Origin of the sequence: Bradyrhizobium sp. Cp5.3 (genome assembly GCF_000426265.1) — a bacterium.
Lineage (GTDB): Bacteria > Pseudomonadota > Alphaproteobacteria > Rhizobiales > Xanthobacteraceae > Bradyrhizobium > Bradyrhizobium neotropicale.
Genome location: NZ_AUFA01000010.1, coordinates 189,087 through 209,696 on the forward strand (window position 1 = coordinate 189,087; position 20,610 = coordinate 209,696).

Sequence of the window (20,610 nt, forward strand, 5' to 3'; positions counted from 1 at the left end):
AGACATAACCATTTGACGGGGATTTTACCAGTGCTAGCCTCGCCTGCGAGCGTTGTGCACAGGCCATAGCCCACCATTTGGCCGAACGATTTGCCGGGATGAAGGCCATGAATGTCCCGTCACGCCCGATATCTCCCGCCGAGCCGGTTTCCGCTGATGGCGTCGTTGCCGCCGGTGCCTATGTCGACGGGCGCCGCGTCGCCAATATCGCCATCAGCGAGGCCTCGAGCTGGCGGGCAAAGCCCGGCCATGTCGTCTGGATCGGCCTGCATGAGCCCGACTTGGCGCTCCTCAGCGCCGTGCAGAAGCAGTTCGACCTGCACGAGCTCGCGATCGAGGACGCCAACCACGCCCACCAGCGGCCCAAGATCGAGCAATATGGCGAGGCCCTCTTCATCGTGGCGCGGACCGCGCAACTGGTCGACGGCCGGATCGCGTTCGGCGAGACCCACATCTTCGTCGGCGACGGCTATCTCGTGACGGTCCGTCACGGCGCCTCGACTTCCTACACGTCGGTGCGCGAACGCTGCGAGAGCTGCCCGCGGGCGCTCGCGCGCGGCGAGGACTACATCCTCTATGCGATCCTCGATTTCATCGTCGACAACTACTCGCCGGTGCTCGAGAGCATTCACGAGGAGGTCGAGGAGATCGAGGATTACGTGCTGTCGCACGCGATCACCAAGGCGCAGATCGAGCGGCTCTACATGCTGCGCCGCGACCTCCTGCGGCTGCGCAACGCGATCGGGCCGCTGGTGGAGGTATGCCGCCGGCTGGAGCACGATGAGCTCTCGATGGTGCGCCCGACCATGCAGCCGCTGTTCCGCGACGTCACCGACCACGTCCGCAACATCCAGGAGCGGATCGATTCCATGCGCGAGGTGCTGGCCTTTGCATTCGAGGCGAGCCTCTTGGTCGGCCAGGCGCAGGAGACTGCGGTCTCGAAGAAGCTCGCCTCGTGGCTTGCAATCCTCGCCATCCCGACGGCGCTTGCCGGCATCTACGGCATGAACTTCAAGAACATGCCGGAGCTGCAGTGGGAGTACGGCTATCCCGTGCTGCTGAGCGTGATGGCGATCTCATGCATCGCGCTCTATTGGCGCTTCCGCCGCGCCGGGTGGCTGTGACGGCGAAAGCACCTGCCAACAACGTCACGACCAGTCTGGCTCCTCATCCTGAGGAGCGCGCCCTTCGCGCGCGTCTCGAAGGATGGGCCGCGGGCGGCAGCGGGCCTTCATGGTTCGAGATGCGCTTCGCGCTCCTCACCATGAGGAGACGGCAGACTCAAACGATCTCGACGCGATAGTTCTCGATCACGGTATTGGCGAGCAGCTTGTCGGCGGCCTCCTTCAGAACGGCCTCCGCCTTGGCCTTGTCGGCGCCGGCGAGCTCGATGTCGAACACCTTGCCCTGACGGACGCTGGCGACGCCGTCGACGCCGAGCGACTTCAGCGCGCCTTCGATGGCCTTGCCCTGCGGATCGAGGATGCCCGTTTTCAAGGTAACGGTAACACGTGCCTTCACGTCGAAATCCTCTCTCAGCTCTTCACCAGCACCGGCCCGGAACCCGCAGGCCGCTCGTTCTCCATTAGGATGCCAAGGCGCTTGGCGACTTCCGTGTAGGCCTCGAGCAGCCCGCCGAGATCCCTGCGGAAGCGATCCTTGTCGAGCTTCTCGTTCGACTTGATGTCCCAGAGCCGGCAGGAATCCGGCGAGATCTCGTCGGCGACGATGATCCGCATCATCTCGTTCTCGAACAGCCGCCCGCACTCCATCTTGAAGTCGACGAGGCGGATGCCGATGCCGAGGAACAGGCCGGTGAGGAAGTCGTTGACGCGGATGGCGAGCGCCATGATGTCGTCGATCTCCTGCGGCGTCGCCCAGCCGAAGGCGGTGATGTGCTCTTCCGACACCATGGGGTCGTTGAGCTGGTCGTTCTTGTAGTAGAATTCGATGATCGAGCGCGGCAGCTGCGTGCCCTCCTCGATGCCGAGCCGCTGCGACAGCGAGCCGGCGGCGACGTTCCGCACCACCACTTCCAGCGGCACGATCTCGACCTCGCGAATCAACTGCTCGCGCATGTTGAGGCGGCGGATGAAGTGGGTCGGCACCCCGATGTCGTTGAGGTGCTGAAACAGGTACTCCGAGATCCGGTTGTTGAGGACGCCCTTGCCCTCGATCACCTGATGCTTTTTGGCATTGAACGCGGTGGCGTCATCCTTGAAGTGCTGGATCAGGGTGCCCGGCTCCGGACCTTCGTACAGGACCTTTGCCTTGCCTTCATAAATGCGACGCCGACGGCTCATTGGGATGTACCGTGTTTTGTTGAAATCCATGAATTTGGTGTGCTCCGGTTGACTAGGATTACGACCCACAGCGGAGCTGCCGTGAACGGCCCGGAACCCATGGAAACAGAACAGGAACCGAGCCTTTAGGCAACCTATCCGATTGGCTGTCCCAGCACAATCGATCCGGCAGTCCGGCACCAACTTATACCGTCTTGCCTGCGGCTTAACGGCTCGTTGTTTTGCCGATTCGTGCCCCCTATCTAGGCATGCGCGGGGGCCGCCGCAACGAGGCCCCGGACATCGATTCAGCAGGGAATTGGAATAGAGGCATGACCACGTTCGACAAGCGCGAGGAAGGTTTCGAGAAGAAATTCGCCCTTGATGAGGAACAAAAATTCAAGGCCGAAGCCCGCCGCAACCGGCTGCTCGGCCTGTGGGCCGCGGAAAAGCTCGGCAAGACCGGGGACGCGGCGACGGCCTATGCCAAGGAAGTGGTCGCGGCCGATTTCGAGGAAGCCGGCGACGGCGACGTGCTGCGCAAGGTCATGGCCGATTTCGCCGCCAAAAGCGTCGCCATCACCGAACAGGCGATTCGCGCCAAGATGAACGAGCTGATCGCGGTGGCGGTTACAGAGGTGAAGGCGGGGAAATAGGCCCCGCCGGTCGGCGGCTATTTCAGCGTGATCTGAAAGCCCATCGAGCCGCTGACGTTGAATCCTTCGGGTTGCTGCGATCCGAATTGCCGGTTGATGTTGGTATTCACCGATTCCATCCGGCAATCACGGGCGAGCGTCTCGCGCAGGAGTTCGCATTCGCGCGCCGCCATCTCGTAGACCGTGCGGCGTGCGCGATCGCGCAACTTCTGCCCCTCCTCGCTGTCTCCGCTCGGACCCGCGACGAAAAAGTTGATCGTGCTCTGCACACGCACCTGGCCGGGCGACTGGGCGGCGGCCGGAGTGACGACGAACAGCAGGACAATGCCTGCCAAGGCAAGACGCGAGCGCAACATCATGAGGGGCACCTGTGATTGAAGTGACATGTCGGTACATAGCCACCGCAGGTTGCGATCGGGCAAACTGCGGATCGCAAACACCGACCTGCCGCTTCACTAAGGGTTAACCGCCCTTCTGCGCCCGCGATCTCCTTCGTTTCGGTCAGCCCTCCTTGAAGCCGTATTCGGGCACGTTGCCGCTGGCGCCGTAATATTTGTACGGCAGGAATTTGCCGCTCATGGTGATCTGGACGCGGTCGCCCTTGGGATTGGCGACGCGCTCGATCGCCATGTCGAAGTCGATCGCCGACATGATGCCGTCGCCGAACTCTTCCTCGATCAGCGCCTTCCAGGCCGGACCATTGACCATCACCATTTCGTAGAAGCGGTAGATCAGAGGATCGGTCGGTGGCATCGGCGTGCCGGTGCCGCGCATCGGCACCTCGTTGAGCATGGCGGTCTCGGCCTTCGACAGGGCGAACAGCTCACCGGCGTTGGCGGCCTGCGGCTTGGTCAGCTTCATCTGGCCGAGAATGGCGCCGACGATCAGCACCTCGGAATAGCCGCCGATCTTCTCGCATATGTACTTCCAGCTCCAGCCCTTCTCGCGCTTGATGTCGAGCAGCTTTTCGGTGAGGTCGGAACGCTTCATTTGAAAGTCTCCCTTGCAGGCCATTGTGTCGCATCATCGTTTTCCCGGCGGAGAAGCACGATATCCGCAACTTCGCTTCGTGTCGTTTTGGATTTGCACGAAATGTGCCAGCGGATCGGGCCGTAGTCCTCGCCTGCACCGATCCGCACGGGCCTGCACCGCCGCCACGGGCCGAGCGCCTGATTTACCCCGCGTCAAGCACGGCCAACGATCGGAGGCGGTCTTAAATGGTCGTTAGGAGCGGCCGTCGTTGTTGGCCGGCGGAATACTGGGACGCTCTGCAATGCAATCCGAGAAGCTGCTCTACAGCCTGCCGCAATGGCGCGTGACACGCTGGTTGGCCGACGCCGGACCCGGCGCGCCTGAGGACATCCGCACGGCACTCATTGCCCAGCTCCATGGATCGCTGCCGGTCTTTGCGACCGGCGCCGTCAACACCGTTGCGGTGGCCGCCGTGATCGCGATCCGACAGCCGACCGCCCTTTTCGTCTCCTGGCTGGTCCTCGAGATTGCCGTCTGCCTGTCCCGCCTCACAGTGCTGATCATGGCCCTTCGCGCAGCGCGCGCTCACCGGTCGACGCCCACCGACCTGCACCTGCTCCTTGCCGTTGCCTGGAGCGCCAGCGTCGGATTCGGCGTGTTCGTCAGCATCGCGAGCGGCGACCTGGTGGTCGCAATGCTCGCGTCCCTGTCCGCGGCGGCGATGGTCGGCGGCATCTGCTTTCGCAACTTCAGTGCGCCGCGGCTTGCTGGAGCCATGATCCTGCTCAGCCTCGGCCCGATCATCCCCGGCGCCGCGCTGGCCGGAGAGCCGCTGCTCTACATCGTGTATCTTCAGGTACCGATGTATCTCGCAGCCATGACCGCCGCCGCGTTCCGGCTCAACCGAATGCTGATCACCACCATGCGCGCCGAACGCGAGAATAGTCATCGCGCGCATCATGATGCACTGACGGGGCTATTGAACCGCGCCGGGTTCGTTGAGGCCCTCACCACGAAGCTGAAGGCATCGCACCGCGAGGGAACGCAGTTTGCGGTGCTGTTCTTCGATCTCGACAATTTCAAGCCGATCAACGACACCTTTGGACATGCCGCGGGCGACAAGGTGCTCAAAGGGGTCGCCGAACGGTTGCACCGCGCGCTGCCGCTCGGCTCGGTCATCGCGCGCATGGGCGGCGACGAATTCGTGGTCCTGTCCGACAGTTCCACGGCCGAGCAGGCGTTCGACACGGGCCATCGCATCATCGCCGAGGTGACGATGTCCTACGAGCTTGCTGACGGGATTTGCGCGAATGTCGGCGCGAGCGTCGGTATCGCCATGTCACCGGATCACGGCAGCGAGGTCGAAGAGCTGCTTGCGGTTGCGGACACCGCGCTCTACGAGGCGAAATCCGGCGGCAAGTCACGTTGCTGCCTCGCGTCCGTGAAGACCAACCTGGCTGCCTTGCGCCGGCTTCAGCGCAGCGGCGGCACTGGAATCGAGGCCGCCGCCTAGCCGCTCCGGACGTCGTTCAGCGCGCGGCCGTCATGCCTGCAATCAGCCGATCCAGCTCGCTGGCGAGATCCCGCTCGACTCGCCGCCCGCATCTCGATCATCTGATAGTTCGTAGGGTGGGTTAGTTAGCGAAGCGTAACCCACCGCTTCTCCAGCAAGGATCGCAAGAAGAGGTGGGTTACGCCTTCGACTAACCCACCCTACGAGGCCTTCGATCCTTCGGCGATCATCCCCTGCAGCCGCTCCAGCTCCACTTCCAGATCGCGCTCCACATCCGCCGCCCGAATCTCCATCACGCGATAGTCGCGCGCCTCCAGCCACGCACGCCGCGACGCGCGGTCGCCGGCAATCGTCTCCCCCTCTCCCGGATTGACCAGCTCGATCGCGATCCGGTGCGCAAACGAGACGAAATCCGGAATGTGCCGCCCGACCGGGGTCTGCCGCTTGAACTGGCCGGCGAAGCGGCGGTCGCGAGTCAGCGCCTGCCAAAGCAGGCGCTCGGCGTCGGTCGGGTTGCGGCGGAGCAGACGCGCGAGCCCGCGCACCGTAGAGCCGCTGTCGGGCACCCCGCCGCCCTGACCGTGCTCGGCCAGAAGCGCGCGCAGCCGTGTCGCCTGCTCGCCATCGAGCACACCGCCCTTGGCCGGCCCCTTGCGCCCCTCCGCGATCGCCATGACCACACCGTGCAGGGTGTGCATGTCCTGCTTGGTCGGCTCCATCCGGGTGAAGATGTTGCGCAGATTCACCAGCATGGTGTCGCGCTTCTCGGGCGGACGCAGGAATTCGACCCGGTCGAGCTCGCGCACGAGGTTGTCGAAGAAGGCCTGCATCTGGTGCTGCGAGGCGCGCTCGGAACGTTCGGGCATGGCGTGAGGCAGAGCGCCGGATGTGGCCCGCTTGAACCATTCATAGCCGATCAGCAGCACGGCCTGGGCAAGGTTCAGCGAGGCAAAGCCCGGATTGACCGGGAAGGTGATGATCCGGTTGGCGAGCCCGACCTCCTCATTGGTCAGCCCCCAGCGCTCGCGGCCGAACAGGATGCCCGCACCGCCACCTGCCGCGATGTGCCCCGAAATCTCCGCCACCGCCGCCTCCGGCCCGACCACCGGCTTGGCCTGGTCATGAGGGCGAGCGGTGGTGGCGAACAGGAGGTCGAGATCAGCGACGGCCTGTTCGACCGTGTCGAACAGCTCGACCCGTTCCAGGATGTGGTCGGCGCCGGCCGCCGCGCGCTGGGCGGCAATGTTGGGCCAGCCGTCGCGGGGGTTGACGATGCGCAAGCGGCTGAGGGCGAAATTGCCCATGGCGCGCGCCGCCATGCCGATGTTCTCACCCAGCTGAGGCTCGACCAGGATCACGATGGGACCGTCGAGGGCGAGGCCCGCCTTGCTCTTGTCAGTCCCCGACATCTCGTTTTGCTTTCACGCTGGTTCTGAAGGCCTTACGCAGGCATTCCCTGGAATTGATTCAAACCGGGCCCCTCGGGGCCGGCTCCGTCCGCCTGTCGTTTGCCTGTCCTGACAAAATTCTCAAGGGAAATAACGGGGTTAGAATCGGCTTTTGAATCTCGCCTGAAACTTTACCGCCGGGGCGGCCGGAGGGCTGGCCGCGGCTGCCCATCTGCGGAAGCTGGATGAGCTAAAAGTGCATAATCACTTGGCTTTCGCCCGCCGCGTCCCGGTGCTATGAGGCCCCGGACATTCACGTTGGCGCCCAAGGCGCCGTTCCCGAGAGGCTTTCCCGATCATGGCAAAAATCAAGGTGACCAACCCCGTCGTCGAACTCGATGGCGACGAGATGACCCGGATCATCTGGCAGTACATCAAGGACAAGCTGATCAACCCGTTCCTCGATGTCGAGCTGCTCTATTTCGACCTGGGGATGGAGTACCGCGACCAGACCAATGATCAGGTGACCATCGACGCGGCCGAGGCGATCAAGAAGGTCGGCGTCGGCGTCAAGTGCGCCACCATCACCCCGGACGAGGCTCGGGTGAAGGAGTTCAACCTCAAGCAGATGTGGAAGTCGCCGAACGGCACCATCCGCAACATCCTCGGCGGCGTGATCTTCCGCGAGCCGATCATCTGCAAGAACGTGCCGCGCCTCGTTCCCGGCTGGACCAAGCCGATCATCATCGGCCGCCATGCCTATGGCGACCAGTACCGCGCCACCGACATCAAGTTCCCGGGCAAGGGCACCCTCTCGCTGAAGTTCGTCGGCGAGGACGGCACCGTGATCGAGAAGGAAGTGTTCAAGGCCCCCGGCGCCGGCGTCGCCATGGAGATGTACAATCTCGACGACTCCATCATCGACTTCGCCCGCGCGTCGTTCAACTACGGCCTGATGCGCAACTACCCGGTCTATCTCTCGACCAAGAACACCATCCTCAAGGTCTATGACGGCCGCTTCAAGGACATCTTCCAGGACATCTTCGACCGCGAGTTCAAGAAGGAATTCGACGCCAAGGGCCTGACCTACGAGCACCGCCTGATCGACGACATGGTCGCCTCGGCGCTGAAGTGGTCCGGCGGCTATGTCTGGGCCTGTAAGAACTACGACGGCGACGTGCAGTCCGACACGGTCGCGCAGGGCTACGGCTCGCTCGGCCTGATGACCTCGGTGCTGCTCACGCCCGACGGCAAGACCGTGGAAGCCGAGGCCGCCCACGGCACGGTGACCCGCCACTACCGCGAGCACCAGAAGGGCAAGGAGACCTCGACCAACTCGATCGCGTCGATCTTCGCCTGGACCCGTGGTCTCGCCCACCGCGCCAAGCTCGACAACAATCCGCAGCTCGCGAAGTTTGCAAGCACGCTGGAGAAGGTCTGCGTCGACACCGTCGAAGAGGGCTACATGACCAAGGACCTCGCGCTGCTGGTCGGTGCCGACCAGCGCTGGCTCTCGACCACCGGTTTCCTCGACAAGGTCGCCGAGAACCTGGCGAAGGCGCTGGCGGCCTAAGCTGTCATCCGCATTTTCGCCCGACTGGGCCAGACATCATCACGGGCTGCGCCAAAGCGCGGCCCGTTCGTTTATTGAGACCTTTGCCCGGAGACCGACCATGTCAATCAAGCTTGCCGTCCCTTGCCTGCTGCTGCTCTCGGCCATGGCCGGTCCGGTTGCGGCCGCGGAGACACTTCCCGAAGCCATCGCCGCACCCGGCGAGACCGTTGTGCTCAGCGCCCACGCCGAGGGCGCGCAGGTCTATGAGTGCAAGGCAGGCACCGACGGCAAGCTCGCCTGGGCCTTCCGCGAGCCGATCGCCACGCTGCTTTCCGAGGGTAAGACGGTCGGCCGACACTATGCCGGCCCGAGCTGGGAGCATGCCGACGGCAGCGCCGTGGTTGGCAAGGCCATCGGCAACGCGCCCGGTGCCACGGCTGCTGACATTCCCTGGCTGAAGCTGGAGGTCACCGCCCACCGCGGCAGCGGCGTCCTGACGCCTGTTACCACCGTCCAGCGCATCAACACCCATGGCGGCAAGCTCGACGGCGCCTGCGACAAGGCCGGCGAGTTCAGAAGCGCGCCCTACTCGGCCGAGTACGTCTTCCTGCGCAAGGGCTGATCGCTCAGCGGTCGGTGCCCTCGCGCTCAGCCTGCGCGAGCTCGGTCGCCGCGAGGTCGCCCGTCTCTTCGAGCCGCGCCTTGGCCGTGTTGTGCACATGCGCGGCGAGCGTCGGCATGCGTTCGATCAGGGCATGAAAATGTTGGGCGTCGAGCACCAGAAGGCGGGTCTTGCGCGTGGCGGTCACCGTGCCGCTGCGTTTGGTTTTGTGCAGCAGTGCGATCTCGCCGAAGAAAGTGCCGTCGGCAAGCCGCACACGCTGGCTCGGCAGTGAAATCTCGACCTCGCCGGCCGTGATGAAATACATCGACGAGGCAGCATCGCCACGGCGAACCAGGATCTCGCCCTGCTCGATGGTGCGTGCCCGCAAGAGCCGCATGATGTCGGCGATCTCCAATGCCGAGAGGTTCGAGAACAGAGGCACCCGCGCCAGCATGCCCCAGGTGACGACGAAATCGCGCCGCTTCACCTCCTCGGCAAAGGCGGTGGAGATGATCGCGACTGGCAGCGCGATCATGGCGAAGCCGCTGATGATGGCGAAGACGGAAACGAATTTGCCGAGCGCCGTCACCGGCACGACGTCGCCATAGCCGACGGTGCCGAGCGTCACGATCGCCCACCACATCGCCTGCGGAATGGTGCCGAGCTTATCCGGCTGTACCTCACGCTCGATGGCGTAGAGCAGCGAGGCGAAGGTGAGCACCACGCCGACCAGGATGACGACGCAACCGATCAGCGCCCGCCGCTCGGCGTGAATGGCAGCGAGCAGCGAGCGCATCGCCGGCGAATAGCGCACCAGCTTGAAGAACGGCAGCACGCCGAGCGCGGCGAGCGTCGCGTGCCGGCCTGTCGCCAGCACGATCGCGGCGGGGAGGAACGCCATGAGGTCGATGATGCCGAGCGCGGAGAAGACATAGCCGAGTCGGTCCGCGAGCGGCGAGGCCCCGCGCTGCGTGTGGCCCGCCACCGTCCACAGCCGCGCGACATATTCCAGCGCGAACACGATCACGGCCAGGATCTTGATCGCCGAGAACAGCGCGCCGAACTGCGCGTCCAGCTCCGGCACCGAGGCGAGCGTCATCGCCACCACGTCGAGCACGATCACGCCGATGATGAGCTGGATGAAGCGCGAGCCGACGGAATAAGCCAGCGGATCGTGCTCGAGCAATTCGTAGAGGCGATCCCTCAAATTGGGATCGCGAAGCCCACGTCCTCGTGGAACGAGGCGCATGGCGATTTACGCGCCTGTCATCGCTTTTTCGATCGCCGACAGCGCCGCGGCAGCGTTGGCGCCGTCGGGACCGCCGGCCTGCGCCATGTCGGGCCGGCCGCCGCCGCCCTTGCCGCCGAGCGCTTCGGAAGCAACGCGAACCAGATTGACGGCGTTGAAGCGCGAGGTGAGATCGGGCGTGACGCCGACCACGACGCCGGCCTTGCCGTCCTCGGTGACGCCGACGATGGCGACCACGCCGGAGCCGATCTGCTTCTTGCCGTCATCGGCGAGGCTCTTGAGATCCTTCATCTCGATGCCCTCGACTGCGCGCGCCATCAGCTTGACGTCGCCGACCTCACGCACGCCTGCCGCCGCGCCGTTGGCGGCGGACGCGCCGCCGCCCATCGCGAGCTTCTTGCGCGCGTCGGACAGCTCGCGCTCCAGCTTCTTGCGCTCGTCCATCAGCGCGGTGATGCGCGCCGGGACATCCTCGATCGAGGTACGCAGCTCGGCCGCCGCGGTCTTCGCCAGCGCCATGGTGTCATTGGCATGCTTGCGTGCGAAACGTCCGGTCAGCGCCTCGATGCGGCGGACGCCGGAAGCAACCGCGCTCTCGCCCGTCAGCGTGATCAGGCCGATGTCGCCGGTGCGCTTGACATGGGTGCCGCCGCAGAGCTCGACCGACCAGCCGAGCGCGTTGGCACCGTGCTCGCGCGCGGTCTTGCCCATCGAGACGACGCGGACCTCATCGCCATATTTCTCGCCGAACAGCGCGCGGGCGCCGGCCTCGCGGGCCTCGTCAACGCCCATGATGCGGGTCGTGACCTCGTCATTCTCCAGCACCACATCGTTGGCGATGTCCTCGACACGGGCGAGCTCCTCGGCCGTGATCGGCTTCGGATGCACGAAGTCGAAGCGCAGCCGGTCGGGCGCGACCAGCGAGCCGCGCTGGGCGATGTGGTCGCCGAGCACCTGGCGCAGCGCCTCGTGGAGCAGATGCGTCGCCGAGTGATTGGCGCGGATCGACGACCGGCGCGTATGATCGACGTCGAGCTGCAGCGCCGTGCCGGCCTTCAGCGTGCCCTGCTCCACCGTGCCGGTATGAACGAAGAGATCGCCGACCTTCTTCTGCGTCTCGGTGACGCGGAATTTGATCCCGCCCTCGCCGACCATTACGCCGGTATCACCGACCTGACCGCCGGATTCCGCATAGAACGGCGTCTGGTTCAGAACGATCGAGCCGGTCTCGCCAGCCTTGAGGCTGTCGGTTTCCTTGCCGTCCTTCACCAGCGCCGCAACGACGCCTTCGGCGCTCTCGGTCTCGTAACCGAGGAATTCGGTGGCCCCTAGCCGCTCGCGCAGCGGGAACCAGATCGCTTCGCTGGCGGCCTCGCCCGAGCCCGCCCATGACGCGCGCGCCTTCTCGCGCTGACGCTCCATCGCGTCGGTGAAAGCGGACTGGTCGACGCTGATGCCGCGCGACTTCAGCGCGTCCTGCGTCAGGTCGAGCGGGAAGCCGTAGGTATCATAGAGCGTGAAGGCGACGTCGCCGTCGAACATGTCGCCCTTCTTCAAGCCCGAGCTCTTCTCGTCGAGGATCGCAAGGCCGCGCACCAGCGTCTTGCGGAAACGGGTCTCTTCCAGCCGCAGCGTTTCCTCGATCAGCTTCTCCGCGCGCACCAGCTCCGGATAGGCCTGGCCCATCTCACGCACCAGCGCCCAGACGAGGCGATGCATCAGCGGTTCTTTCGCGCCCAGAAGCTGCGCATGGCGCATCGCGCGGCGCATGATCCGGCGCAGCACATAGCCGCGGCCCTCGTTCGAGGGCAGCACGCCGTCGGAGACGAGGAAGGCCGAGGAGCGCAGATGATCGGCGATGACCCGGAACGAGGCGACGGTCTGCTCATTCGGCCCGCTGCCCAGCGCGGATGCGGTCGCATCGATCAACTGACGGAACAAATCGGTCTCGAACACGCTGTCGACGCCCTGCAGGATGCAGGCCATGCGCTCCAGGCCCATGCCGGTGTCGATCGAGGGACGCGGCAGCGGCACGCGCTCCTCCTTCGTCACCTGCTCGTACTGCATGAACACGAGATTCCAGAATTCGAGGAAGCGGTCGCCGTCCTCTTCCGGGCTGCCCGGAGGTCCGCCCCAGATGTGCTCGCCGCGATCGATGAAGATCTCCGAGCACGGACCGCACGGGCCGGTATCGCCCATCGCCCAGAAATTGTCCGAGGTCGGGATGCGGATGATGCGGTCGTCGGAGAAGCCCGCGATCTTCTTCCACAAGCCGGCGGCCTCGTCGTCGGTGTGATAGACGGTGACGAGCAGCTTGTCCTTCTTCAGCCCGAAATCCTTGGTGATCAGATTCCAGGCGAGCTCGATCGCGCGCTCCTTGAAGTAGTCGCCGAAAGAGAAATTGCCGAGCATCTCGAAGAAGGTGAGATGGCGCGCGGTGTAGCCAACATTGTCGAGGTCGTTGTGCTTGCCACCCGCGCGCACGCATTTCTGCGAGGTGGTGGCGCGCTGGTAGGGCCGCTTCTCCATGCCGGTGAAGACGTTCTTGAACTGCACCATGCCGGCATTGGTGAACATCAACGTCGGGTCGTTGCGCGGCACCAATGGCGAGGACGGCACGATCTCGTGGCCGTTCTTGGCAAAGAAGTTCAGAAAGGTCGACCTGATCTCGTTGACGCCGCTCATGTTCATCCAATCGGGTGTGCTTGGACCCGCTTCACGCCATCCAAACCTGTGATTTAGGCTGATATCTGCGGGCCAATGCGCTTTTAGACAAGGCCAGCTTCGCTGTCCAGAAACTGTGCAGACAGATCAGAGGGTTGCCGCAGGCGCGCAATCGACCGTTGATAGCCGTTTTGGCCGCGTTGACAGGCTTGGCCCGGCTGTGTTCTGTACCTACCTGTATCGTACGGCCACGTCGGGAGAGACCGGCTTTTGGTAGCCGGCGCCGAAGGAGCAACCGCCCCGGAAACTCTCAGGCAAAAGGACCGCGTGGCTTTGACAGCATCTGGAAAGAGGCGCCGACGGGCTTGAGGCCCGGGTGGCACCCGCCGACGGGATAATACTCTCAGGCACAGCGACAGATGGGGCTTCGACTGGTTTCGACGGGGAATCCTCCCCGGGAACCGCGAGGGCCCCTGTGATGCTTGCACGCGACGACCAAAACTCCCTCAGACGCACCCCCCTCTACGCCCTGCACCTGTCCCTCGGCGGCAAGATGGTGCCGTTCGCGGGCTATGAAATGCCCGTGCAGTACCCCGCGGGCGTCCTGAAGGAACACCTTCACACCCGGTCATCGGCCGGCCTGTTCGACGTGTCCCATATGGGCCAGATCGCGCTGTGGCCGAAGTCCGGCAAGGTCGAGGATGCGGCAAAGGCGCTGGAGCGCTTGGTGCCGCAGGACATCGTGGCGCTCGCACCGGGACGGCAGCGCTATGCCCAGTTCACCAATGCGGACGGCGGCATCCTGGACGATCTGATGGTCGCCAATTTCGGCGATCACCTGTTCCTGGTCGTCAACGCCGCCTGCAAGGCCGAGGACGAAGCGCATCTGCGCGCGCATTTGTCCGACGACTGCAACATCGAATCGCTCACCGACCGCGCTCTGATCGCGCTGCAGGGCCCGAAGGCGGAAGCGGTGCTGGCGAAACTTTGTGCAGAGGCGCCGGCCATGAAATTCATGGATGCGGGCCAACGCAAGGTCGACGGCATCGACTGCTTCGTGTCGCGCTCGGGCTATACCGGCGAGGACGGGTTCGAGATCTCGGTTCCCGCAGGCGATGCCGAGCGGCTGGCCAAGGCGCTGCTCGACAATTCCGACGTGCTGCCGATCGGGCTCGGAGCGCGCGACAGCCTGCGGCTCGAGGCAGGTCTCTGCCTCTACGGCCACGACATCGACACCACCACCACGCCGGTCGAGGCGGCGCTGGAATGGTCGGTGCAGAAGAGCCGCCGCACCGGCGGCGCGCGTGCCGGCGGTTTTCCGGGCGCGGCGAAGATCCTTTCGCATTTCGACCAGGGCGCAAGCCGCCGCCGCGTCGGCCTGCGCGCCGAGGGGCGCGCGCCGGTGCGCGAGGGCGCGCCGCTGTTTGCCGATGCGACGTCGAGCGAGCCGATCGGAAAGGTCACATCGGGCGGTTTTGGCCCGAGCCTGAATGCGCCGGTTGCGATGGGTTACGTGCCCACCGCGCAGAGCGCGCTCGGCACACAACTGTTTGCCGAGGTGCGCGGCCAGCGCTTGGCCCTGCAAGTCGCCGCCATGCCTTTCGTGAAAAATACCTACAAACGCTGAGGATCGAGAATGACCACGACGCTGTACACCTCCGACCATGAGTGGCTGGCCATCGACGGCGATGTCGCCACCGTCGGCATCACCGACTACGCGCAGCAGCAGCTCGGCGATGTCGTGTTCGTCGAACTGCCCAAGGTCGGCCGCGCGCTCAAGAAGACGGAAGCTGCCGCGGTGGTCGAGTCGGTGAAGGCCGCCTCCGACGTCTACGCGCCGATCTCCGGCGAGGTGCTCGAGGTGAACGAAGGTCTCGCGAGCGAACCGGCGCTGGTCAATTCGGATGCGCAAGGCAAGGCCTGGTTCTTCAAGATCAAGATCGCCGACAAGAGCGAGCTCGGCGGACTCATGGATGAAGCCGCCTACAAGGCGCACACGGCTTAGAGAGCGATGGAGCAAGCGATGACCGCGCACCGCAAATCCAGCGGCGAGACCGCCGCCACCTTCGTCCGTCGCCATATCGGCCCCTCGGCGCGCGATGTCGCCGCGATGCTGGATGCCGTCGGAGCTAAAAGCGTCGACGCATTGATTGCGGAGACGCTGCCCGCCTCGATCCGGCAGGCCAGCCCGCTCGATCTCGGCAAGCCCTTGAGCGAGACCGAAGCGATCGCGCATATGGGCGAGCTCGCAGCCCAAAACCAGGTCTTCACCTCGCTGATCGGCCAGGGCTATTCCGGCACGATCCTGCCCGCGGTGATCCAGCGCAACATTTTGGAGAACCCGGCCTGGTACACCGCCTACACGCCGTACCAGCCCGAGATCAGCCAGGGCCGGCTGGAGGCGCTGTTCAATTTCCAGACCATGATCTGCGACCTCACCGGGCTCGATGTCGCCAATGCCTCGCTGCTGGATGAAGCAACCGCCGCGGCCGAGGCGATGGCGCTCGCCGAGCGGCACTCGCAGGTGAAGGCGAAAGCCTTCTTCGTCGACTGGGACGTGCATCCGCAGACCCTCGCAGTGATGCGCACCCGCGCAGAGCCCCTGGGCTGGAATCTGATCGTCGGCGATCCCCTCGCTGATCTCGACAAGGCGGACGTGCTCGGCGCGCTGCTGCAATATCCGGGCTCTTCGGGTGCGGTGCGCGATCTGCGGCCCGCGATTGCGACACTGCGCGCGAAAGGCGCACTCGCGATCGTTGCCGCCGATCTGCTGACGCTGACGCTTCTCGCCTCGCCCGGCGAGTTAGGGGCCGACATCGCGATCGGCTCGGCGCAGCGCTTTGGCGTGCCGATGGGCTATGGTGGACCGCACGCCGCTTACATGGCGGTGCGCGATGCGCTGAAGCGCTCGCTGCCCGGCCGCATCGTCGGCCTCTCCGTCGACTCCCGCGGCGCGCCCGCCTATCGCCTCGCGCTGCAGACCCGCGAGCAGCATATCCGCCGCGAGAAGGCGACCTCCAACATCTGCACCGCGCAGGTGCTGCTCGCCGTGATCGCGTCGATGTATGCGGTTTATCACGGCCCCGAAGGCTTGACGCAGATCGCGCGCACCGTGCATCGCCGCACCGCCGTGCTGGCCGCCGGCCTGCGCAAGCTCGGCTTCGCGCCGCAGTCGGAAAACTTTTTTGACACGGTGACGGTGGATGCCGGCGCGCAGCGCGAGGCGATCGTCGCGCGCGCCGTCGCCGAGAAGATCAATCTCGGCCTCGGCGGCGCAGGCCTGCGCATCGCGCTGGACGAGACCACGACGCCTGCGACCGTTGAGGCGGTCTGGCGCGCCTTCGGCGGCAACTTGTTCTATGCCGAGGTCGACGCGGCGACGCGCGAAGCGCTGCCGGATGCCTTGAAGCGCGCGACCGGCTTCCTCACCCATCCGGTGTTCCACGCGCATCGCTCGGAAACCGAGATGCTGCGCTACATGCGCAAGCTCAGCGATCGCGACCTCGCGCTCGACCGCGCGATGATCCCGCTGGGATCCTGCACCATGAAGCTGAATGCGACCACCGAGATGATGCCGCTGACCTGGCCGGAGTTCGGGTCCTTGCATCCCTTCGCGCCGCGCGAGCAGGCCAAGGGCTATCACGCGCTGTTCGCGCGGCTGGAAAAATGGCTGTGCGACATCACCGGCTATGACGCGATCTCGCTGCAGCCGAATTCGGGCGCGCAAGGAGAATATGCCGGCCTGCTCGCGATCCGCGGCTATCATGCCTCGCGAGGTGAAAGCCACCGCAAGGTCTGCCTGATCCCCTCCTCCGCCCACGGCACCAACCCGGCCTCCGCCGCGATGGTCGGCATGGACGTGGTGGTGGTTGCCTGCGAGAAGAACGGCGACGTCGACGTCAATGATCTCCGCGCCAAGGCGCAAGTGCATTCGAACGACCTCGCCGCAGTGATGATCACCTACCCCTCGACGCATGGCGTGTTCGAGGAGCACATCCGCGAGATCTGCGACATCGTCCACGGCCATGGCGGCCAGGTCTATCTCGACGGCGCCAACCTGAACGCGCAGGTCGGCCTGTCCAGGCCCGGCGACTACGGCGCCGATGTCAGCCATCTCAATTTGCACAAGACTTTCTGCATCCCGCATGGCGGCGGCGGCCCGGGCATGGGCCCGATCGGCGTGAGAGCACATCTCGCCCCGTTCCTGCCCGGCCATCCAGCGACCCATGCCGACGCGCCGGTCGGCCCGGTCTCGGCCGCGCCGTTCGGCTCGGCGTCGATCCTGACCATCTCCTACATCTACATCCTGATGATGGGCGGCGAAGGTCTGATGCGCGCGACCGAGATCGCGATCCTCAACGCCAACTACGTCGCAGCAAAGCTCGAGCCGCACTTCCCGGTGCTCTACAAGAACGCCCGGGGACGTGTCGCTCATGAATGCATCGTCGACCCGCGGCCGCTCAAGACGACGAGCGGCGTCACCGTCGACGACATCGCAAAACGCCTGATCGACTATGGCTTCCACGCCCCGACCATGAGCTTCCCCGTGCCGGGCACCTTGATGATCGAACCGACCGAGTCGGAATCGAAGGCGGAGCTGGACCGCTTCTGCGACGCGATGATCGCAATCCGCAAGGAGATCGCCGAGGTCGAGGCCGGCCGCTTCAAGATCGAGGCCTCGCCCTTGCGCAACGCGCCGCACACCGTGCACGACATCGCCGACGACAACTGGGCCCGCGCCTACACCCGCGCGGAAGGCTGCTTCCCGGCCAGCACCTCGCGCACCGACAAATACTGGTCCCCGGTCGGACGCGTCGACAACGTCTATGGCGACCGCAACCTCGTGTGCTCGTGCCCGCCGGTGAGCGACTACGCGCAGGCGGCGGAGTAAGGGATTCGCAGAATGGGTTGAGCGAAGCGAGACCCATCACCGGCACGATCCGACCAAAACGAAACGGGCGCCGAAGACGTCGGCAACTCAACGTCCTCAGCGCCCGCTCCTCGCGAAAACTCTACCTGTTGAAGCTTACTCCTCCGTCGGCTCCTCGCCGTCGGCATCACGCTCCGGGGCGCCGGCCAAGATCTGCTCGGCGATCAGACCCGAGTTCTGCCGGATCGAGGTCTCGATCTTCGCGGTGATGTCGGGATTGGCCTTCAGGAACGCTTTCGCGTTCTCGCGGCCCTGGCCGAGGCGCTGGCTGTCATAGGAGAACCAAGCGCCGGATTTCTCGACGATGCCGGCCTTGACGCCGAGGTCGAGGATCTCGCCCATCTTGGAGACGCCCTCGCCGTACATGATGTCGAATTCGACCTGCTTGAAGGGCGGCGCCAGCTTGTTCTTCACCACCTTCACGCGCGTGGTGTTGCCGACGACCTCGTCACGCTCCTTGATCGCGCCGATGCGGCGGATGTCGAGGCGGACGGAGGCGTAGAATTTCAGCGCGTTGCCGCCGGTCGTGGTTTCCGGCGAACCGTACATCACGCCGATCTTCATGCGGATCTGGTTGATGAAGATCACCATGGTGTTGGACTTGTTGATGGAAGCCGTCAGCTTGCGCAGCGCCTGGCTCATCAGACGGGCCTGGAGACCCGGCAGCGCGTCCCCCATCTCGCCTTCGAGCTCGGCCTTCGGCACCAGCGCCGCAACCGAATCGACCACCAGCACGTCCACCGCGCCCGAACGCACCAGCGTGTCGCAGATTTCCAGCGCCTGCTCGCCGGTGTCGGGCTGGGAGATCAGGAGCTCGTCGATGTTGACGCCGAGCTTGCGGGCATAGACCGGGTCGAGCGCGTGCTCGGCGTCGATGAAGGCGCAGATGCCGCCCTTCTTCTGCGCTTCCGCGACCGTATGCAGCGCCAGCGTCGTCTTGCCCGAGGATTCCGGCCCGTAGATCTCGACGATCCGCCCCTTGGGCAGGCCGCCGATGCCGAGCGCGATATCGAGCCCGAGCGAGCCGGAGGACACCGCCTCGATGTCCATCGAACGGTCGCTCTTGCCGAGCCTCATCACCGAGCCCTTGCCGAACTGGCGCTCGATCTGGGACAGCGCGGCGGCCAGGGCTTTACTCTTGTCCATGGAAGATCCTTCGACGATACGCAGGGCAGTAGCGGACATTGGTCGTGCTCCTTATGGCGGGGATTCGCGAGATGGACAAACGATTGGCGAAGCAGGTCGGCGATGGGAGCAACGTACCCCATTTGTTCCAGGTTCGCAATATGTTCTTTTGCGCACTTGGGTACTGTCCCTCTTTAACCCTCAGTGTCCCAAAGTGAATTTGGCCGTGTCCCAATTTGTTCGCGATGTGCCGCAAGGCGTTCCTCGCCCGAATGGACTAAGCTTTAGGTAGATCGACTAGGCCGAGCGAATCGCCGGATTCCGGGCTGTGACAGCGATGATTCCGGTCATCGCGACGGTCGGCGCCGCGTCCTTGGCGGGGCAATGAACCTTGGCACGGTCCATGCAGACCCATTCTTACCGGGATTTTGCATTCCCTCTCGGGGCTGGAAAGCCGCCGCCTGCGTTCATTTAAGCAGGCGGCGTTTTTATTGGTGTCCTGATTCAATTCAGTGGACCCGCCTCGAATGAGGCGGCTTCAGTTGGCGGCCTCCTCGCCCTCTCGCAAAATGCGGAAAACAACCCCATGCAAAGTAGGGTGACGGCCTAGCCCCTCTTCCGCAGAGCGCGCAGGATCAGGCCCAGGAAGACCAGCCAAGCCGTCCAGCAGCCCACCGCGATCGCCATGAGCACATCGCCGTCTGAACTTTGGGCGATCGAGTGCGCCAGATAGGTCACGAGAAGGCAGATCAGGCCAAAAGCGATGAAGAGCACCACCGCGACAATCAGCCCGCAGCCTGACGACCTGGCAGGTGGCTCTGGCTGCGGCGAATCGAGACCGGTCATGGGGTCTCCATCCAGAAAGCCGATGCCTCAAACACTCGCCTAGAGAACGTGATCAACATTTTAGCAACTTAAGGTTATTGTCACCTTCATCGCGGAACGAAAGCGCGCTTATGCACTTAAGTCCTCAACAGAGGCGATGAGTGTGGACGACAAGGAGCGGCAGCAATTGCCAGCCCAAGCTACGCAGGACCGAAGGCAACGATGCCCGACCTGCGCCAGTGCCGCTCGTCTCAAGAGTTCACTCATGGATGTAGCGACAGGCAAGACGGTGCGTCTGTTCGAATGCAGCAAGTGCGGCCATTTCTGGGACGACTAGCCGGCAAGTTTATCGAGCCAAGCGCGCCTCAGTTGGTCGCCTCTTTGATTCGTCCGTCCAGCCACCGGAATGTCTTCGATCGGGCGAGCCTCGCCACGCCTCGCTTGCCGATGATGTCGCCATCGCGCCCCAAGCCGCACTTGCTGGTCCTACATCAGTGCCAACAGAATGATGCCGAGAACCAGCACCACAAAGCCAGCCGCCGTCGCGGCGGCGAAAGACCGCTCTACGTTATCCATGATGCCACCCCGTTGTCGGCACGCCACGTTTCCCCCATGGCTTTGCCGAACGATCGGAATGTCACCGACTTGTGTGTCCCTAGTTGTGCAATCGGGTGTCCAAATTGGGACGGGCGCGAGGCGGTATGCGGCACGCGCGCGGCTTCGCCGTAGTTGTAAGGCGCCTGTAAGCCGAGTCTTCTAGCCTGGTCCCGCACGGTGGACCAACACCGGGCACTCCATACCCAGTCAACCCCGCTCCACCCCGAGCGGGGTTTTCTGTTTGCGGTCC

The 20,610-nt window shown here is 64.5% G+C and carries 17 protein-coding genes and 1 riboswitch; of the genes, 8 read left to right on the forward strand and 9 right to left on the reverse strand.

What is annotated here, in order from left to right:
- Window positions 1–107: 107 nt before the first annotated feature.
- Entirely contained in the window at window positions 108–1,124 is a 1,017-nt protein-coding gene (gene corA / locus K289_RS0116720; RefSeq protein WP_027552582.1) for a magnesium/cobalt transporter CorA, read from the forward strand.
- A gap of 157 nt (window positions 1,125–1,281) precedes the next feature.
- Here the strand turns inward: corA and purS are convergent, their stop codons facing one another.
- Window positions 1,282–1,521 carry a phosphoribosylformylglycinamidine synthase subunit PurS gene (gene purS, locus K289_RS0116725; protein ID WP_027552583.1) on the reverse strand — a complete coding sequence of 80 codons (240 nt, stop codon included), beginning with the start codon at window positions 1,519–1,521 and terminating at the stop codon, window positions 1,282–1,284.
- A 14-nt stretch (window positions 1,522–1,535) separates the two neighbouring features.
- Window positions 1,536–2,303, reverse strand: coding sequence for a phosphoribosylaminoimidazolesuccinocarboxamide synthase (gene purC, locus K289_RS0116730; RefSeq protein ID WP_008974302.1), 768 nt, complete (start codon window positions 2,301–2,303; stop codon window positions 1,536–1,538).
- Between the two features lie 311 nt (window positions 2,304–2,614).
- Here purC and K289_RS0116735 point away from each other — a divergent pair, with 311 nt between their 5' ends.
- On the forward strand, window positions 2,615–2,938 hold the full coding sequence (locus K289_RS0116735; RefSeq protein ID WP_027552584.1) for a DUF1476 domain-containing protein: 324 nt from the start codon (window positions 2,615–2,617) through the stop codon (window positions 2,936–2,938).
- A gap of 17 nt (window positions 2,939–2,955) precedes the next feature.
- On the opposite strand, the gene K289_RS52305 is transcribed toward K289_RS0116735, so the two are convergent.
- Together K289_RS52305 and cynS are read right to left on the reverse strand one after the other, a co-directional pair.
- The gene (locus K289_RS52305) at window positions 2,956–3,378 is read right to left on the reverse strand and encodes a hypothetical protein (protein WP_245283938.1); all 423 of its coding nucleotides are present in this window, start codon (window positions 3,376–3,378) and stop codon (window positions 2,956–2,958) included.
- A gap of 61 nt (window positions 3,379–3,439) precedes the next feature.
- Window positions 3,440–3,928 carry a cyanase gene (gene cynS, locus K289_RS44545; protein WP_051310607.1) on the reverse strand — a complete coding sequence of 163 codons (489 nt, stop codon included), beginning with the start codon at window positions 3,926–3,928 and terminating at the stop codon, window positions 3,440–3,442.
- Window positions 3,929–4,211: 283 nt separating this feature from the next.
- Here cynS and K289_RS0116750 point away from each other — a divergent pair, with 283 nt between their 5' ends.
- On the forward strand, window positions 4,212–5,423 hold the full coding sequence (locus tag K289_RS0116750) for a GGDEF domain-containing protein (protein ID WP_027552586.1): 1,212 nt from the start codon (window positions 4,212–4,214) through the stop codon (window positions 5,421–5,423).
- Between the two features lie 200 nt (window positions 5,424–5,623).
- Here K289_RS0116750 and K289_RS0116755 read toward each other — a convergent pair whose 3' ends face one another.
- Window positions 5,624–6,832 carry a TrmJ/YjtD family RNA methyltransferase gene (locus K289_RS0116755; RefSeq protein WP_027552587.1) on the reverse strand — a complete coding sequence of 403 codons (1,209 nt, stop codon included), beginning with the start codon at window positions 6,830–6,832 and terminating at the stop codon, window positions 5,624–5,626.
- Window positions 6,833–7,169: 337 nt separating this feature from the next.
- Here K289_RS0116755 and K289_RS0116760 point away from each other — a divergent pair, with 337 nt between their 5' ends.
- Window positions 7,170–8,384 (forward strand): NADP-dependent isocitrate dehydrogenase, encoded by a 1,215-nt coding sequence (locus K289_RS0116760; RefSeq protein WP_027552588.1) that lies wholly within the window; start codon window positions 7,170–7,172, stop codon window positions 8,382–8,384.
- 100 nt (window positions 8,385–8,484) lie between these two features.
- On the forward strand, window positions 8,485–8,988 hold the full coding sequence (locus K289_RS0116765) for a DUF3455 domain-containing protein (protein WP_027552589.1): 504 nt from the start codon (window positions 8,485–8,487) through the stop codon (window positions 8,986–8,988).
- Window positions 8,989–8,992: 4 nt separating this feature from the next.
- Here K289_RS0116765 and K289_RS0116770 read toward each other — a convergent pair whose 3' ends face one another.
- Both K289_RS0116770 and alaS read right to left on the reverse strand, forming a co-directional pair.
- Window positions 8,993–10,219, reverse strand: coding sequence for a cyclic nucleotide-gated ion channel (locus K289_RS0116770; RefSeq protein WP_027552590.1), 1,227 nt, complete (start codon window positions 10,217–10,219; stop codon window positions 8,993–8,995).
- A gap of 6 nt (window positions 10,220–10,225) precedes the next feature.
- Window positions 10,226–12,904 carry an alanine--tRNA ligase gene (alaS, locus tag K289_RS0116775; RefSeq protein ID WP_027552591.1) on the reverse strand — a complete coding sequence of 893 codons (2,679 nt, stop codon included), beginning with the start codon at window positions 12,902–12,904 and terminating at the stop codon, window positions 10,226–10,228.
- 223 nt (window positions 12,905–13,127) lie between these two features.
- Window positions 13,128–13,218, forward strand: a riboswitch (glycine riboswitch).
- Between the two features lie 143 nt (window positions 13,219–13,361).
- Between alaS and gcvT the strand changes: the two genes are divergently transcribed.
- The 3 genes from gcvT to gcvP are packed head-to-tail and all read left to right on the forward strand — an operon-like array spanning window position 13,362 to window position 17,774.
- Window positions 13,362–14,510, forward strand: a complete 1,149-nt coding sequence (gcvT, locus tag K289_RS0116780) for a glycine cleavage system aminomethyltransferase GcvT (protein ID WP_027552592.1) — start codon at window positions 13,362–13,364, stop codon at window positions 14,508–14,510.
- 9 nt (window positions 14,511–14,519) lie between these two features.
- A complete protein-coding gene (gene gcvH, locus K289_RS0116785) occupies window positions 14,520–14,888 on the forward strand; it encodes a glycine cleavage system protein GcvH (RefSeq protein ID WP_027552593.1) in 369 nt (122 codons plus the stop codon).
- A gap of 18 nt (window positions 14,889–14,906) precedes the next feature.
- The gene (gcvP, locus tag K289_RS0116790; RefSeq protein WP_027552594.1) at window positions 14,907–17,774 is read left to right on the forward strand and encodes an aminomethyl-transferring glycine dehydrogenase; all 2,868 of its coding nucleotides are present in this window, start codon (window positions 14,907–14,909) and stop codon (window positions 17,772–17,774) included.
- Between the two features lie 135 nt (window positions 17,775–17,909).
- Here the strand turns inward: gcvP and recA are convergent, their stop codons facing one another.
- Both recA and K289_RS0116805 read right to left on the reverse strand, forming a co-directional pair.
- Window positions 17,910–18,998 carry a recombinase RecA gene (recA, locus tag K289_RS0116795; RefSeq protein WP_027552595.1) on the reverse strand — a complete coding sequence of 363 codons (1,089 nt, stop codon included), beginning with the start codon at window positions 18,996–18,998 and terminating at the stop codon, window positions 17,910–17,912.
- Between the two features lie 546 nt (window positions 18,999–19,544).
- Window positions 19,545–19,784, reverse strand: coding sequence for a hypothetical protein (locus tag K289_RS0116805; RefSeq protein ID WP_027552596.1), 240 nt, complete (start codon window positions 19,782–19,784; stop codon window positions 19,545–19,547).
- Window positions 19,785–20,610: the final 826 nt, after the last annotated feature.

Bases quoted from the DNA above. Each gene is read 5' to 3' on its own strand.
- corA (WP_027552582.1), top strand. From the start codon at position 108: ATGAATGTCCCGTCACGCCCGATATCTCCCGCCGAGCCGGTTTCCGCT.
- purC (WP_008974302.1), bottom strand. From the start codon at position 2,303: ATGAGCCGTCGGCGTCGCATTTATGAAGGCAAGGCAAAGGTCCTGTAC.
- K289_RS0116735 (WP_027552584.1), top strand. From the start codon at position 2,615: ATGACCACGTTCGACAAGCGCGAGGAAGGTTTCGAGAAGAAATTCGCC.
- cynS (WP_051310607.1), bottom strand. From the start codon at position 3,928: ATGAAGCGTTCCGACCTCACCGAAAAGCTGCTCGACATCAAGCGCGAG.
- K289_RS0116750 (WP_027552586.1), top strand. From the start codon at position 4,212: ATGCAATCCGAGAAGCTGCTCTACAGCCTGCCGCAATGGCGCGTGACA.
- K289_RS0116755 (WP_027552587.1), bottom strand. From the start codon at position 6,832: ATGTCGGGGACTGACAAGAGCAAGGCGGGCCTCGCCCTCGACGGTCCC.
- K289_RS0116760 (WP_027552588.1), top strand. From the start codon at position 7,170: ATGGCAAAAATCAAGGTGACCAACCCCGTCGTCGAACTCGATGGCGAC.
- K289_RS0116765 (WP_027552589.1), top strand. From the start codon at position 8,485: ATGTCAATCAAGCTTGCCGTCCCTTGCCTGCTGCTGCTCTCGGCCATG.
- K289_RS0116770 (WP_027552590.1), bottom strand. From the start codon at position 10,219: ATGCGCCTCGTTCCACGAGGACGTGGGCTTCGCGATCCCAATTTGAGG.
- alaS (WP_027552591.1), bottom strand. From the start codon at position 12,904: ATGAGCGGCGTCAACGAGATCAGGTCGACCTTTCTGAACTTCTTTGCC.
- gcvT (WP_027552592.1), top strand. From the start codon at position 13,362: ATGCTTGCACGCGACGACCAAAACTCCCTCAGACGCACCCCCCTCTAC.
- gcvH (WP_027552593.1), top strand. From the start codon at position 14,520: ATGACCACGACGCTGTACACCTCCGACCATGAGTGGCTGGCCATCGAC.
- gcvP (WP_027552594.1), top strand. From the start codon at position 14,907: ATGACCGCGCACCGCAAATCCAGCGGCGAGACCGCCGCCACCTTCGTC.
- recA (WP_027552595.1), bottom strand. From the start codon at position 18,998: ATGTCCGCTACTGCCCTGCGTATCGTCGAAGGATCTTCCATGGACAAG.
- K289_RS0116805 (WP_027552596.1), bottom strand. From the start codon at position 19,784: ATGACCGGTCTCGATTCGCCGCAGCCAGAGCCACCTGCCAGGTCGTCA.